12 protein-coding genes are annotated in these 14766 nt (G+C 57.5%); 1 reads left to right on the top strand and 11 read right to left on the bottom strand.

The genetic code is table 11. The annotated features are described in order from the left end of the window. Positions 1-32: 32 nt before the first annotated feature. The gene (locus tag ACEN2T_RS12035) at positions 33-485 is read right to left on the bottom strand and encodes a PaaI family thioesterase (RefSeq protein WP_032889171.1); all 453 of its coding nucleotides are present in this window, start codon (positions 483-485) and stop codon (positions 33-35) included. Beyond that, positions 482-958 (bottom strand): PaaI family thioesterase, encoded by a 477-nt coding sequence (locus ACEN2T_RS12030; protein WP_442116788.1) that lies wholly within the window; start codon positions 956-958, stop codon positions 482-484. The genes ACEN2T_RS12035 and ACEN2T_RS12030 overlap by 4 nt, the downstream gene beginning before the upstream one ends. A gap of 158 nt (positions 959-1116) precedes the next feature. Here ACEN2T_RS12030 and ACEN2T_RS12025 point away from each other — a divergent pair, with 158 nt between their 5' ends. Continuing rightward, positions 1117-1368: a hypothetical protein gene (locus tag ACEN2T_RS12025; protein WP_010211724.1), complete on the top strand. Its 252-nt coding sequence runs from the start codon at positions 1117-1119 to the stop codon at positions 1366-1368. Positions 1369-1474: 106 nt separating this feature from the next. On the opposite strand, the gene ACEN2T_RS12020 is transcribed toward ACEN2T_RS12025, so the two are convergent. The 9 genes from ACEN2T_RS12020 to sdhA all read right to left on the bottom strand — a co-directional run bounded on the left by ACEN2T_RS12020 (position 1475) and on the right by sdhA (position 14764). Continuing rightward, positions 1475-2212, bottom strand: coding sequence for a DUF599 domain-containing protein (locus ACEN2T_RS12020; RefSeq protein WP_032889167.1), 738 nt, complete (start codon positions 2210-2212; stop codon positions 1475-1477). Between the two features lie 232 nt (positions 2213-2444). After that, on the bottom strand, positions 2445-3758 hold the full coding sequence (brnQ, locus tag ACEN2T_RS12015; RefSeq protein WP_032889165.1) for a branched-chain amino acid transport system II carrier protein: 1314 nt from the start codon (positions 3756-3758) through the stop codon (positions 2445-2447). 359 nt (positions 3759-4117) lie between these two features. Further along, the gene (gene sucD, locus ACEN2T_RS12010; RefSeq protein WP_003210566.1) at positions 4118-4999 is read right to left on the bottom strand and encodes a succinate--CoA ligase subunit alpha; all 882 of its coding nucleotides are present in this window, start codon (positions 4997-4999) and stop codon (positions 4118-4120) included. Beyond that, complete coding sequence (gene sucC / locus ACEN2T_RS12005; RefSeq protein WP_003210567.1) at positions 4999-6165, bottom strand: ADP-forming succinate--CoA ligase subunit beta; 1167 nt, start codon at positions 6163-6165, stop codon at positions 4999-5001. The genes sucD and sucC overlap by 1 nt, the downstream gene beginning before the upstream one ends. A gap of 205 nt (positions 6166-6370) precedes the next feature. Continuing rightward, positions 6371-7807, bottom strand: a complete 1437-nt coding sequence (lpdA, locus tag ACEN2T_RS12000) for a dihydrolipoyl dehydrogenase (protein ID WP_032889163.1) — start codon at positions 7805-7807, stop codon at positions 6371-6373. 98 nt (positions 7808-7905) lie between these two features. Beyond that, complete coding sequence (gene odhB / locus ACEN2T_RS11995) at positions 7906-9138, bottom strand: 2-oxoglutarate dehydrogenase complex dihydrolipoyllysine-residue succinyltransferase (RefSeq protein WP_442116787.1); 1233 nt, start codon at positions 9136-9138, stop codon at positions 7906-7908. Between the two features lie 44 nt (positions 9139-9182). After that, positions 9183-12014: a 2-oxoglutarate dehydrogenase E1 component gene (locus ACEN2T_RS11990; RefSeq protein WP_032889159.1), complete on the bottom strand. Its 2832-nt coding sequence runs from the start codon at positions 12012-12014 to the stop codon at positions 9183-9185. Between the two features lie 261 nt (positions 12015-12275). Continuing rightward, positions 12276-12980, bottom strand: a complete 705-nt coding sequence (locus tag ACEN2T_RS11985) for a succinate dehydrogenase iron-sulfur subunit (RefSeq protein WP_003172807.1) — start codon at positions 12978-12980, stop codon at positions 12276-12278. Positions 12981-12991: 11 nt separating this feature from the next. Further along, positions 12992-14764, bottom strand: a complete 1773-nt coding sequence (gene sdhA / locus ACEN2T_RS11980; RefSeq protein WP_032889157.1) for a succinate dehydrogenase flavoprotein subunit — start codon at positions 14762-14764, stop codon at positions 12992-12994. Between the last annotated feature and the right edge of the window lie 2 nt (positions 14765-14766).

Below are 14766 nucleotides of genomic sequence, written 5' to 3'. Positions count from 1 at the left end.
TGTCATCAAAGTTGGGGGCTAAGGCCAGGATTTCAAGGGCGAGTCGTTTCCTCAATTTTGAAATGCGCACGGGCGGTGGCAATAGGTTCTGCCGGGGTGCTCTGCCAGGCGGTAATTGCCACGTTCGCGACCCGTCGGCCCTGGCGCCAGACCTGGCATTTGGCATAAGTGTCGCGGAACTGGCCTGCACGCAGGTAATCCAGGGAGAAATCGATGATTTTCGGCAAGCCCGGCGCACCGGTAAATACCAGCAGGTGCAACGCCGCCGACAGCTCCATAAAGCCGGCAATCACCCCGCCGTGCAGCGCCGGCAATATGGGGTTACCAATGTTGTCTTTGTTGGCGGGCAGGCGAAACAGCAATTCATCGCCCAGGCGTGTGCATTCGATGCCGATCAGCTTGGCGTAAGGAATCAACTCCAGCAGCGCCTCATAGTTGCCGAGTTCGTGGGCCTGTTCCAGGCGCGTCTTGAATCGATGCGTCATGCCTGTTCTCCCTTGATTGTGCTGCTCGGTCCTTGGGCTCCCTTGAGCCGCTTGCCCATGCGCATGAACGTGCCAACCACATGGGCAATGGGCTGCTGCGGGTCATCCTGATAGGCAACGCCACGGGTAAAAATCACGTCAGTCGTCACCCGGTAACATTGGGCGAAGCCATAAACTGGCTTGTGGGGTTCGGCGGTGTGCATGTAGTCGACGCGCAGGTCGAGGGTCGGGCACACCTCGAACTCTGGCAATACACACAAGGTGGCCATGCCACAGGCGGTGTCCATCAGCGAAGTCAGCGCACCGCCATGGATCACCCCGGTGCGAGGGTCGCCGACGATGGAGGGGCCGTAGGGCAGGACCAAGGTCATACCTTCCAGGTTGGCGGCATGCACGGTAATCCCCAGCACCTGGCAATGGCGCAGGGCCGAAACAAAGCGCGTCGCACGCTCTAACAGTAGGTTTTCGGTCATTCGGTCTAGACTCTTATTAGCGTTAATCCGCGGAGTAGGCAGTGCGGTTGAAAGTTCCTTGGGGTGCGCTGTTTATATATCTGCGCAATAAAAGGAACTAATGCTGAACCCTCAGGCTCGAAAGGCCAGTAGATATCTTCAATAAGGAGAAACACCCAATGCGCAAGACTTTAGCTATTTCCATGATGCTCGCCGCTGCCCTCGGTCTCGCTGCCTGCGACAAAAAATCCGAAGACAAAGCCCAAGACGCTGCCGCGCACTCTGAGCAAGCTCAGAAAGATATGGCGAAGGCTCAGGATAAAGTGAACGACGCTGCGAAAGAAAACGCCGATGCTGCCAAAGCTCAGGCTGAATCGAACGAAGCCGCCGCAAAAGAAGCAGCACCTGCTACTCCAGCCACCGGTTCTTGAGACCGCGGTTTGAAATAGCTTCGCTGCGATAAAGAAAGCCCGCTCAAATAGCGGGCTTTTCTTTGCCTGTGGTTTTTAATTTGAAGCGTTAACTCGCTGAAGTGGACTAAGCCGACTCTTTGATCGCCTCAGGCACTGGCGTATCAGTCTGCGTATACACCATCACTTGCAGCACGTCGGAATGAAACTCTCGACGGTAAAGCACGACTACCACTCCCGCGCTCATCAACATGAATAACCATGGGCTGACAAACCACGCCAACATGGTCATGCCGAAGTAATAAGCGCGCAGACCAAAGTTAAACTGGTTGGCAGCCATGGAGATTACCCTTGCCGCCCGCAAGGCAAACGCCTTGCGCTCTTGCTCGGACACATGCCGCTCACCGATCATCGGCGCAGACCCCACCAACACCGCCGCAAAGTTGTACTGGCGCATACACCAGCTGAACGTGAAGAAGGCGTAGACGAACACCAATGCCAGGCACAACAACTTAATTTCCGACATGCCCTGGGACGCCTGCTGCACCATAGGAATGTCCGCTAGCAAGGACACGGCCCGCTCAGAGGCGCCAAGCACGGTGAGAATACCAGCGAGGATAATCAGGGTACTGGAGGCAAAGAACGAAGCATTGCGCTCCAGGTTGCCGATCACGCTGGCGTCGGCAATGCGGTTGTCGCGCAGCAGCATGCGACGCATCCAGTCCTCACGATACAAATGCAGCACACTGGCCAGGCACGCAGTGTCCCGAGCTTTCCAGGTCGCATAACGGGTGTAGCCGCCCCAACAAAGGACGAACCAGAGGGCGGCAAGCAGGTGGATTTGATTGGTTTCGACGAACGACATGCGGGTCCTATATCAAAAAATGGTTTTGCAAACGCGGTCAACATGGCGCAGAGGGTTTGCTCCCGATTGCTTGCTGACAGCCACTGCACCTGTTGAATGGCACAGTGCCGTCTGAGGCAAGCCCCCTCCTACATCGACCGCGCTCCAACTTTAGAAGGTCGTAGTCTACCAAGCATAAAAAATGCCCCGTATTGATTGATACGGGGCATTTCTGTGCAGCCTTGAAGCGGTGTTACGCGATCGCTTCGCTACGCTTGCCAAGCATACGATCAACCACCACAGCCACGACCAAGGTCATTACCGACGGCACCAACCACGCAAGGCCCTGCTCGCTCAGCGGCAGATGCGCCAGTTGCGACGGCAGCCAGTCGGCAAAGCCCGCGCCCTTCAGCGCATCAATGCAGCCAAAGATGAACGACACCAGCATCACCGGGCCAACGATCCGGCCCTGTTCCTGCCAGAAGTCTTTGCAGAAGCTCAGGGCCACCAGCACGATGCACGGCGGGTAGATCGCGGTAAGCACCGGGATCGAAAAGGCAATCAGCTTAGTCAGGCCCAGGTTGGACACGAACAACGAGAACAGCGCCAGGATCACTACAAGGGTTTTGTAGGACAGCGGCAGGATTTTGCTGAAGTACTCGGCGCAAGCGCAGGTCAGGCCAACCGCGGTAACCAGGCATGCCAAGGAAATCAATACCGCCAGGAAACCACTGCCCAGGGAGCCGAAGGTGTGTTGCACGTACGCGTGCAGTACGGCTGCGCCATTAGCCGCACCAGCGGCCACTTCATGACTTCCCGCACCAAGGCGGAACAGGCTGACGTACACCAGCGCAAGACCAACGCCAGCAATCAGGCCAGCGATGATCGCGTAGCGGGTGATCAGCTTGGGCGAGTCGACACCACGGGAGCGGATGGCGTTGACGATCACAATGCCGAATACCAGAGCACCAAGGGTGTCCATGGTCAGATAACCATTGATAAAACCTTGGGAGAATGGTGCAGCGACGTATTCCGGGGTGGCGACACCCACCTCACCGGCCGGCAAGGCAAACGCAGCGATGCCGAGGATGGCTAAAGCGATGATCTTCAACGGCGCAAGGAAACGACCGACAGTGTCCAGCAGGCGCCCTGGGTACAGGGACACAAAGAACACCACCAGGAAGTAAACGGAGCTATAGAGGAACAGCGCCAACGGGCTTTCACCGGTGAGCGGCGCCAAGCCGACTTCAAAGGACACCGTCGCGGTACGCGGGGTAGCGAACAGCGGCCCTACCGCCAGATACGCAGCCGCCGCAAGCAGGCCACCGGCGATCTTGCCGATCGGACTGCTCAACGCATCCATACCACCGCCGACCTTGGCGAGGGCAATCACGGTGACCACTGGCAAACCCACTGCGGTGATCAGGAAGCCCAACGCCGCCATCCAGACGTGAGGTCCGGACTGCAAGCCAACGATAGGCGGGAAGATGATGTTACCGGCGCCCACGAACAGGGCAAAGGTCATGAAGCCCAACGCCAGGATATCCTGGCTTTTCAACACTTTCATTTCGGGAAATACCACACTACTGAATCGGAATTTAGAGAGGGATTCCCTGTGGATGAGGGAAATACTGCCGGCCCTGATGGGGCCGACCGGTCTAGCGCGCGGCTTCCTTTTGGGAGGCCAGCGCATAAAGAGGCGGGTAGGTTACAGAATCAGGCTGACAAACGCACTGTTGCGGGGCGAACTGTCCGATAAGCGACATCTTGATGTCGCGTTTTCATACTTATGTTGGCAATACAAACAAATGTGTGAGGTCTAGTTGAATCGTCGCACTGCCCCTTACATAGGATCGAGTACATCCAAACGCACAAAGGCCACCCGAAGGTGGCCTTTGCTGGTAAAGCGTCAGCTAAGCGCGAAGCTTACTTGACAGCCCAACCGGTCAGCTCGGACAAAGCCTTGCCGATGTCTGCCAGCGAACGCACGGTTTTAACGCCTGCGTCTTCCAGGGCAGCAAACTTCTCGTCTGCAGTGCCTTTGCCGCCAGAGATGATTGCGCCAGCATGGCCCATGCGCTTGCCCGCAGGGGCAGTCACACCAGCGATGTAGGAAACAACCGGCTTGGTCACGTGTGCCTTGATGTAGGCAGCCGCTTCTTCTTCAGCCGAACCGCCGATCTCACCGATCATCACGATCGCTTCGGTCTTCGGGTCTTCCTGGAACAGCTTCAGGATGTCGATGAAGTTCGAACCTGGGATCGGGTCACCGCCGATGCCGACGCAAGTCGACTGACCGAAACCGGCGTCAGTAGTTTGCTTGACAGCTTCGTAGGTCAGGGTGCCGGAACGGGAAACGATACCGACTTTACCTGGCAAGTGAATGTGACCTGGCATGATGCCGATCTTGCATTCGCCTGGGGTGATCACGCCTGGGCAGTTAGGGCCGATCAGGACAACGCCCAGTTCGTCGCACTTAACTTTAGCGTCCAGCATGTCCAGGGTAGGAATGCCTTCGGTGATGCAGACGATCAGCTTGATGCCGCCGAATGCTGCTTCCAGGATGGAGTCCTTGCAGAAAGGAGCTGGAACGTAGATCACGCTGGCGGTGGCGCCAGTGGCAGCTACAGCATCTTTCACGGTGTTGAACACTGGCAGACCCAGGTGCTCGGTGCCGCCTTTACCAGGAGTTACGCCGCCAACCATCTTGGTGCCGTATTCGATGGCTTGCTGGGTGTGGAAACTACCTTGCGAACCGGTAATACCCTGGCAGATAACTTTGGTGTCTTTATTGATCAGGACGCTCATTATTTGCCCTCCGCAGCTTTAACAACTTGTTGAGCAGCGTCGGTCAGGCTGGTAGCCGCGATGATGTTCAAACCGCTTTCTGCCAGTACTTTAGCGCCCAGTTCAGCGTTGTTACCTTCAAGGCGAACAACAACCGGGATTTTAACGCCAACTTCTTTCACTGCACCGATGATGCCTTCGGCAATCATGTCGCAACGAACGATGCCGCCGAAGATGTTGACCAGCACTGCTGCGACGTTGGAGTCGGACAGGATGATCTTGAAGGCTTCGGTAACGCGTTCTTTGGTAGCACCGCCGCCTACGTCGAGGAAGTTGGCTGGTTTGCCGCCATGCAGGTTGACGATGTCCATGGTACCCATGGCCAGGCCAGCACCGTTGACCATGCAACCGATGTTACCTTCCAGGGCTACGTAGTTCAGTTCGAACTTGGCAGCGTGCGCTTCGCGCGGATCGTCTTGCGACGGATCGTGGAAAGTCTTCAGCTTAGGCTGACGGTACATGGCGTTGGCGTCGATGTTGATCTTGGCATCGAGGCAGTGCAGATCGCCATCAGCCTTGATCACCAGCGGGTTCACTTCCAGCAGAGCCAGATCGTGATCCTGGAACAGTTTCGCCAGACCTACGAAGATCTTGGCGAACTGGGCAACTTGCTTGCCTTCCAGACCCAACTGGAAAGCCAGCTCACGACCCTGGAACGGCTGAGCGCCAACCAGTGGATCGATAGTGGCTTTCAGAATTTTTTCTGGGGTTTCTTCGGCGATCTTCTCAATGTCCACGCCACCTTCGGTGGAAGCCATGAACACGATGCGACGGCTCGAACGGTCAACGACAGCGCCCAGGTACAGCTCTTTAGCGATATCAGTGCACGATTCAACCAGGATCTTGGTGACTGGCTGGCCATTGGCATCAGTCTGGTAAGTCACCAGACGCTTGCCCAGCCATTGCTGTGCGAAGGCCTTGGCGTCTTCTTTGCTGCGAACCAGCTTAACGCCGCCCGCTTTACCGCGACCACCAGCGTGGACCTGGGCTTTGACAACCCACTCGGTGCCGCCGATTTTGTCGCAGGCTTCTGCTGCTGCTTCCGGGGTGTCTACTGCGTAGCCCTTGGATACTGGCAGGCCGTATTCAGCGAACAGCTGCTTACCCTGATACTCGTGAAGATTCATGCTTTTTACCGTCTTCGTTAGGTACTGCGCATTCGGCGCTGCGCTCATTATGAGTGCCGCGCCACCTGTGACTGCTGCTTGCGCAACTTGCTGGGCTTTAAGGCCCGTAAAGCTGCGCAAGACTGCGTCCAGCGGATATTCCGCGGTGAGTCTTGCGCGCAAGGCTCACGACGGGCAACTCCGCCGTGGTTTCTTATTATCTCGCTTAGCGCTTCTTGCGGTTGGCGATGTGGATGGCGCCGCCATTCACAGCCAACGCTGCTTCATGCAACGCTTCGGACAGGGTCGGATGGGAGAAAACCATCATGCCCAGGTCCTCGGCACTGGTGCCGAATTCCATACCGATTGCGCCTTGCTGAACCAGTTCTGCAGCGCTCGGGCCAATCACGTGGACGCCCAATACGCGGTCAGTCTTGGCATCAGCGATGACTTTGACAAAACCACCGGTGTCGTTGGCTGCCATGGCACGGCCAGAAGCAGCAAACGGGAAGGTGCCGACGTTAACTTCAACGCCTTCAGCTTTCAACTGCTGTTCGTTTTTGCCGACCCATGCAATTTCCGGGTGGGTGTAGATAACCGATGGGATCAGGTCGTAGTTCATCTGGGTCTTGTGGCCCTTGATGCGCTCGACAACCATGATGCCTTCTTCGGAAGCTTTGTGCGCGAGCATCATGCCGCGAACCACGTCGCCAATGGCGTAGACGCCAGGAACGGTGGTAGCGCAGTGATCGTCAACGTGGATGAAGCCACGCTCATCGATGTTCACGCCACTGTCAGAAGCCAGCAGGTCGGTGGTCACTGGACGGCGACCTACGGCTACGATCAGCTTGTCGAAAGTGATGGTCTGCTCGCCGTCTTTGTCGGTGTAGGTCACAACGACTTCTTCGCCGTTGACCTTCGAACCGGTAACACGTGCGCCCAGCTTGATATCCAGACCTTGTTTGGTCAGGGTTTTCAGCGCTTCTTTGGACACAGCGGTGTCGGCAGCCAGTAGGAACGTGTCCAGGGCTTCCAGTACAGTCACTTCAGAACCCAGGCGGGACCAGACCGAACCCAGTTCCAGGCCGATCACGCCAGCGCCGATCACGCCCAGACGTTTTGGAACTGCTTGGAATTCCAGGGCGCCGGTCGAATCAACGATTACGTTCTGGTCAACTGGAGCTGGTGGAATGTCGATAGGACGCGAACCCGGAGCCAGAATCACGTTCTCGGCTTCGATGACTTCAACCGAGCCGTCTGGCTTGGTGATTTCAACTTTCTTGCCGGCCAACAGTTTGCCGTGGCCTTGCAGGGAAGTGACGCCGTTAGCCTTGAACAGGGTTGCAACGCCGGAAGTCAGGCCTTTAACAATGTTGGCTTTACGGCCGACCATTGCTGGCACGTCCATGGTCACGCCAGCATGGTTGATGCCGTGGATCGCGAAGCCGTCTTGGGCTTCGTGGAATTTCCAGGAGCTGTCCAGCAGCGCCTTGGAAGGAATGCAACCAACGTTCAGGCAAGTACCGCCCAGTGCCAGTTTGCCTTCCTTGTCGGTGTATTTTTCGATGCAAGCAGTCGAGAGGCCCAGTTGTGCGGCCTTGATGGCGGCAACATAGCCTCCAGGACCTGCACCAATCACTACAACGTCAAATTTCTGCGACATGAAAATAGTTCCTCTATTTAGCAGCAAGCTTTCAAGCCACACGCTCCAGGTCAAGCCGCCCTATTTGGCGGCTTGCCCGGAGCCTGCAGCTGCTTCTATCAGATATCCAGCAGCAGACGAGCCGGGTCTTCCAGCAGGTTCTTGATGGTCACCAGGAAAGTCACGGCTTCTTTACCATCGATCAGACGGTGATCGTAAGACAGTGCCAGGTACATCATTGGGCGGATCACGACTTGGCCGTTGATCGCCATCGGACGCTGGATGATGTTGTGCATGCCCAGGATCGCGGCTTGTGGCGGGTTGACGATCGGGGTCGACATCATCGAACCGAAGGTACCACCGTTGGTGATGGTGAAGGTACCACCGGTCATCTCGTCGATGGTCAGCTTGCCGTCACGGGCTTTCTTGCCGAAGCCGGCGATGCCGCCTTCGATTTCGGCCAGGCTCATCAGCTCGGCGTTACGCAGGACCGGAACCACCAGGCCACGGTCGCTGGACACGGCAACGCCGACGTCTGCATAGCCGTGGTAAACGATGTCGCCGCCGTCGATGGAAGCGTTGACTGCCGGGAAGCGTTTCAGCGCTTCGGTGGCCGCTTTCACGAAGAACGACATGAAACCCAGGCGCACGCCGTTGTGGGACTTCTCGAACAGATCCTTGTACTTCGAACGCAGGGCCATGACTTCGGTCATGTCGACTTCGTTGAAAGTAGTCAGCATCGCCATGTTCGACTGTGCTTCAACCAGGCGCTTGGCCACGGTGGCACGAACGCGGGTCATCGGCACACGCTTCTCGGTGCGGTCGCCAGCAGCGAACACAGGAGCAGCGGCAGCCGGGGCAGCAGCCTTGGCAGGCGCAGCAGCAGGAGCGTTTTTCTTGGCTTCAACAGCAGCAACCACATCTTCCTTGGTCACACGGCCGTCTTTACCGGTGCCTTTGATGGAAGCCAGGTTGATACCGTTTTCTTCAGCCAGCTGACGCGCAGCCGGTGCAGCGATTGGATCTTCACCACCCGCAGCCGGAGCGGCAGCAGGTGCCGAGGCAGCGGCCGGTACAGCAGCGGCAGCAGCGGCAGCAGGAGCAGCGGCAGCGCTGCCTTCTTCGATCGAGCCCAGTACCTGGTTCGACAGAACGGTAGCGCCCTCTTCGGCAACGATTGCGCCCAGTACGCCGTCAGCTTCGGCCAACACTTCCAGAACGACTTTGTCGGTCTCGATGTCGACGATCAGGTCGTCACGCTTTACAGCGTCGCCTGGTTTCTTGTGCCAAGTGGCAACGGTGCCATCGGCAACCGATTCCGGGAATGACGGGGCTTTGATTTCGATAGCCATTATCTGTGGGTCCTTAAAATTCGGTTTCAGTCAGCGCGAAGGCGTTAAACAGTGAAAGCATCTTGCAGCAGTTTTTCCTGCTGCTCGGCGTGCATCGACGCATAACCACAAGCAGGTGCAGCAGAAGCATCACGACCGGCGTACTCCAGGCCCAAGGCCTTGTTGTGGTTGCCGATACTGCGACGCAGGTGATGCTGGCTGCTGTACCAAGCGCCTTGGTTCATCGGTTCTTCCTGACACCACACAACATTAGTGAGGTTGGTGTAAGGCGCGATGATCTCCATGAGGTCATCTTCCGGGAACGGGTAAAGCTGTTCGATACGTACGATGGCGATGTCTTCGCGGCCCTCGGCACGACGTTTTTCCAGCAGGTCGTAGTAGACCTTGCCGCTGCACAGGATCAGGCGAGTGACCTTGGCCGCGTCCAGCGTATCGATCTCTGGAATCACGGTCTGGAACGAACCATCCGCCAGATCTTCCAGGGTAGAGATGGCCAATTTGTGACGCAGCAGCGATTTCGGGGTCAGCACTACCAGCGGCTTGCGCAGCGGACGGATCACCTGACGACGCAGCAAGTGGTAGATCTGCGCCGGAGTAGTCGGCACGCACACCTGGATGTTGTGCTCGGCGCACAGCTGCAGGTAACGCTCCAGACGGGCCGAGGAGTGCTCCGGACCCTGACCTTCATAACCGTGTGGCAGCAGCATGGTCAGACCGCACAGACGGCCCCACTTGTGCTCGCCGCTGGTGATGAACTGGTCGATAACCACCTGGGCACCGTTGGCGAAGTCGCCGAACTGGGCTTCCCAGATCACCAGCGCCTGCGGCGTGGTCGTCGAGTAACCGTATTCGAACGCCAGTACGGCTTCTTCGGACAGGAACGAATCGTACAGGTCGAAACGCGGCTGGCCTTCGTACAGGTTCTGCAACGGGATGTAGGTGCCCGCGTCTTTCTGGTTGTGCAATACCGCGTGACGGTGCGAGAACGTACCACGGCCGATGTCCTGGCCGGTCATGCGGATCGGGTGACCTTCAAACGCCAGGGTCGCGTACGCCATGGTTTCGGCATAGCCCCAGTTGATCGGCAGGCCGCCGGCTTGCATCTTCTGACGGTCTTCGTAGATCTTCGCAACCTGGCGCTGCACCACGAAGCCATCCGGGATCTCCAGCAGCTTGGCGGACAGTTCCTGCAGGGTCTTCAGATCGAACGAGGTGTCGTGACGCGCCGTCCAGGTGTGACCCAAGTACGGACGCCAGTCAACGAACAGCTCTTTGTTCGGCTCTTTGACCAGGCTTTTTACTACGTGCAGACCATTGTCCAGCGCGTTGCGGTATTCATCGATCTTCGCCTGAACACGCGCATCATCAACAATACCGGCCTTCGTCAGGCTTTCGGCATACAGCTCACGTGTGGTGCGCTGCTTGGTGATCTGCTGGTACATCAACGGCTGGGTGCCGCTTGGTTCGTCAGCTTCGTTGTGACCGCGACGGCGGTAGCAAACCAGGTCGATCACCACGTCACGCTTGAACTGCATGCGATAGTCGACGGCCAGTTGGGTCACGAACAGCACAGCTTCCGGATCATCACCATTCACATGGAGGATCGGCGCCTGAATCATCTTGGCAACGTCGGTGGCGTACTCGGTGGAGCGCGCATCCAGTGGGTTGCTGATGGTGAAGCCAACCTGGTTGTTGATGACGATGTGAACGGTACCGCCAGTCTTGAAGCCGCGAGTCTGCGACATCTGGAACGTTTCCAGTACCACGCCCTGACCGGCGAATGCCGCGTCACCGTGGATGGAAATCGGCAGAACCTTTTCACCGGTGGTGTCGTTACGACGATCCTGACGAGCACGGACCGAACCCTCGACCACTGGAGAAACGATTTCCAGGTGGGATGGGTTGAAGGCCATGGCCAGGTGAACTTCGCCGCCTGTGGTCATGACGTTGGACGAGAAGCCCTGGTGATATTTAACGTCACCGGAACCCAGCTCGACCTTCTTCTTGCCTTCGAACTCGTCGAACAGTTCACGCGGGTTCTTGCCGAAGGTGTTGACCAACACGTTCAGGCGACCACGGTGAGCCATGCCGATCACGATTTCCTTGGTACCGTAGGAACCGGAACGCTGGATCAGCTCGTCGAGCATCGGGATCAGGCTTTCGCCGCCCTCCAGGCCAAAACGCTTGGTGCCTGGGTATTTGGTGCCCAGGTATTTTTCCAAACCTTCAGCTGCGGTCACGCGCTCAAGCAGGTGGCTGCGAACGTCGGCGGACAGCACCGGACGGCCACGCACACCTTCCAGGCGATGCTGGAACCAGTGGCGTTGCTCGGAATCGGTGATGTGCGTGAACTCAGCGCCGATGGTGCGGCAATATGTCTGCTGCAACGCTTCGTGAATTTCGCGTAGGCTCGCTTCCTCTTTGCCGATGAACAGGTCGCCGGCACGGAAGGTCGTATCAAGATCGGCATTGGTCAAGCCGTAATGATTGATCGACAGGTCAGCAGGTGCAGGACGCTGCCAGAGCCCCAGCGGGTCAAGCTGGGCCGCCTGGTGGCCACGCATCCGGTAGGCCTGGATCAGTCGCAGTACTTCAACTTGCTTCTTCTCATGCTCACTGCTCACGCTACCGGCGGAAACCGGTTGGGCGCGGCGCTGGTTCTTTGCCAGCAGCACAAACTGATCGCGAATCGTTGCGTGCGATACATCGGTGGCAGCGTTGCCGTCTGAAGACAACGTCTGAAATTTGGTGCGCCATTCTTCTGGCACAGCGTTAGGGTCGTGCAGGTAGAGCTCATAAAGCTCTTCCACATAGGCAGCGTTACCACCTGAAAGATAGCCGCTGTTCCACATGCGCTGCATCACGCTTTCTTGCATGCTTGGTCACCCTCGATTTGGGGACACCACCGGCGGAAACACCGAGTTTGCTTGCAAAAGGCCAAGTGCAGCGACCAAAACAAGCCACTTAGGATCACGCTGATAGTTCGGGTACCAACCCGAATGCCCCTGCTTGTCTCATTTCTTCAAAATAAGAGCCGCGGCTTTGTAAGTCGCTGCTCAAGTTAAAACTACGGCGCCGGTTGAAGCCTGCGCCGCAGCATTTACGGGCACAACGGTCCTGCTTTGTTACAACGTCAGTTACACGCCGCTTTGGAGCAGCATGTTACGGATGTGACCAATGGCCTTAGTCGGGTTCAGGCCTTTGGGACATACGTTGACGCAGTTCATGATCCCGCGGCAGCGGAATACGCTGAACGGGTCATCCAGCGAAGCCAGACGCTCGGATGTCTTGGTGTCACGGCTGTCTGCCAGGAAGCGGTACGCTTGCAGCAGGGCAGCTGGCCCCAGGAACTTGTCCGGGTTCCACCAGAAGGACGGGCACGAGGTCGAGCAGCAGGCGCACAGGATGCACTCGTACAGACCGTCGAGCTTTTCACGCTCTTCAGGGGACTGCAGACGCTCGATGGCCGGAGCCGGCGTGTCGTTCTGCAGGAACGGCTTAACTTTCTCGTATTGCTTGTAGAAGATGCTCATATCGACGACTAGGTCACGGATAACCGGCAAACCTGGTAGAGGACGAACGATCAGCTTGTTGCCTTTAACAACGGCGGACAGCGGCGTGATGCACGCCAGGCCGTTTTTGCCGTTGATGTTCATGCCGTCGGAACCGCAAACACCTTCACGGCAAGAGCGACGATAGGAGAAACCCTCGTCCTGCTCTTTGATCAGTGCCAATACATCCAGCACCATCAGGTCTTTACCACCGGTATCGACCTGGAACTCCTGCATGAACGGCGCAGCGTCCTGATCAGGGTTGTAGCGATAAACACTGACTTTCAACATGGCAGCCACCCTTAGTAAGTCCGAATCTTCGGTTCAAACGTCGGAACCGTCTTCGGCGAGAAGTTCACGGCACGCTTGGTTACGCGCTTGTCACCCGGGAAGTACAGGGTGTGGCACAACCAGTTTTCGTCATCGCGGTCTTCAAAGTCTTCACGAGCGTGAGCACCACGGGATTCTTTACGAACCTCGGCGGCGATCGCAGTCGCTTCAGCCACTTCCAGCAGGTTTTGCAGTTCAAGGGCTTCGATACGAGCGGTGTTGAACGCCTGGCTCTTATCGTTGATCTTGACGTTGGCGATGCGCTTGCGCAGATCGGCCAGCTGGGCAATACCCTTCTGCATGTATTCGCCGGTACGGAATACGCCGAAGTAGTTCTGCATGCAGCTTTGCAGCTCACGACGCAGAGTTGCCACGTCTTCGCCATCAGTGCGCTCGTTCAGAGCGTTCAGGCGGGCCAAGGCAGCCTCGATGTTAGCGTCGGTAGCGTCATCGTATTCGATGCCGTCGGTCAGCGCTTTTTCCAGGTGCAGGCCGGCCGCGCGACCGAATACCACCAAGTCGAGCAGCGAGTTGCCGCCCAGACGGTTGGCACCGTGTACCGATACGCAAGCCACTTCGCCTACTGCGAACAGACCGTGGATGATCTCGTCAACGCCGTCGGCGTTCTGGGTGATCGCCTGGCCATGAATGTTGGTCGGAACACCGCCCATCATGTAGTGGCAGGTTGGAACAACCGGAACCGGAGCAACCACTGGGTCAACGTGGGCAAAGGTCTTGGACAGTTCACAGATACCCGGCAGGCGGCTGTGCAGTACTTCTTCCCCCAGGTGATCGAGCTTCAGCAGAACGTGGTCGCCATTCGGGCCACAGCCGTTACCGGCGATGATCTCTTTAACCATGGAGCGAGCTACAACGTCACGACCCGCGAGGTCTTTCGCGTTCGGAGCATAACGCTCCATGAAACGCTCGCCGTGCTTGTTGATCAGGTAACCACCTTCACCACGGCAACCTTCAGTCACCAGTACACCGGCGCCGGCGATGCCGGTCGGGTGGAACTGCCACATTTCGATGTCTTGCACCGGCACGCCAGCACGCAGTGCCATGCCAACGCCGTCACCGGTGTTGATCAGGGCATTAGTGGTCGACGCGTAGATACGGCCTGCACCGCCAGTTGCCAGAACAGTAGCCTTGGCACGGATGTAGGTGGTTTCACCGGTCTCGATGCAGATGGCGATAACACCAACAAATGCACCGTCGGCGTTCTTCACCAGATCAACCGCGTAGTACTCGTTCAGGAACGTGGTGCCAGCTTTCAGGTTGCCCTGATAAAGGGTGTGCAGCAGCGCATGACCGGTACGGTCGGACGCAGCGCAAGTACGGGCAGCTTGGCCACCTTTACCGTAATCCTTCGACTGACCGCCGAATGGACGCTGGTAGATACGACCTTGCTCGGTACGGGAAAACGGCAGGCCCATGTGGTCCAGCTCGAACACCGCAGCCGGACCTTCCTGACACATGTATTCGATAGCGTCCTGGTCACCGATGTAGTCGGAACCCTTGACGGTATCGTACATGTGCCAGCGCCAGTCATCGTTCGGATCGGCGGAAGCGATGGCGCAGGTGATGCCACCCTGGGCCGATACGGTGTGGGAGCGGGTCGGGAACACCTTGGTGATCACGGCAGTCTTGTGACCACCCTGGGCCAGCTGCAGCGCTGCGCGCATGCCAGCACCGCCGCCACCAATAATGATGGCGTCGAAGGAAATAGTTGGAATGTTAGCCATGA

Source organism: Pseudomonas sp. W22_MBD1_FP4, assembly GCF_052113765.1.
In the GTDB taxonomy this organism is placed as follows: Bacteria; Pseudomonadota; Gammaproteobacteria; order Pseudomonadales; family Pseudomonadaceae; genus Aquipseudomonas; species Aquipseudomonas sivasensis.
This window is presented reverse-complemented; position numbering and strand designations above follow the sequence as displayed.

Bases quoted from the DNA above. Each gene is read 5' to 3' on its own strand.
- lpdA (WP_032889163.1), bottom strand. From the start codon at position 7,807: ATGTCGCAGAAATTTGACGTTGTAGTGATTGGTGCAGGTCCTGGAGGC.
- ACEN2T_RS11985 (WP_003172807.1), bottom strand. From the start codon at position 12,980: ATGTTGAAAGTCAGTGTTTATCGCTACAACCCTGATCAGGACGCTGCG.
- brnQ (WP_032889165.1), bottom strand. From the start codon at position 3,758: ATGAAAGTGTTGAAAAGCCAGGATATCCTGGCGTTGGGCTTCATGACC.
- sucD (WP_003210566.1), bottom strand. From the start codon at position 4,999: ATGAGCGTCCTGATCAATAAAGACACCAAAGTTATCTGCCAGGGTATT.
- ACEN2T_RS12025 (WP_010211724.1), top strand. From the start codon at position 1,117: ATGCGCAAGACTTTAGCTATTTCCATGATGCTCGCCGCTGCCCTCGGT.
- ACEN2T_RS12030 (WP_442116788.1), bottom strand. From the start codon at position 958: ATGACCGAAAACCTACTGTTAGAGCGTGCGACGCGCTTTGTTTCGGCC.
- odhB (WP_442116787.1), bottom strand. From the start codon at position 9,138: ATGGCTATCGAAATCAAAGCCCCGTCATTCCCGGAATCGGTTGCCGAT.
- sdhA (WP_032889157.1), bottom strand. From the start codon at position 14,764: ATGGCTAACATTCCAACTATTTCCTTCGACGCCATCATTATTGGTGGC.
- ACEN2T_RS12020 (WP_032889167.1), bottom strand. From the start codon at position 2,212: ATGTCGTTCGTCGAAACCAATCAAATCCACCTGCTTGCCGCCCTCTGG.
- ACEN2T_RS12035 (WP_032889171.1), bottom strand. From the start codon at position 485: ATGACGCATCGATTCAAGACGCGCCTGGAACAGGCCCACGAACTCGGC.
- sucC (WP_003210567.1), bottom strand. From the start codon at position 6,165: ATGAATCTTCACGAGTATCAGGGTAAGCAGCTGTTCGCTGAATACGGC.
- ACEN2T_RS11990 (WP_032889159.1), bottom strand. From the start codon at position 12,014: ATGCAAGAAAGCGTGATGCAGCGCATGTGGAACAGCGGCTATCTTTCA.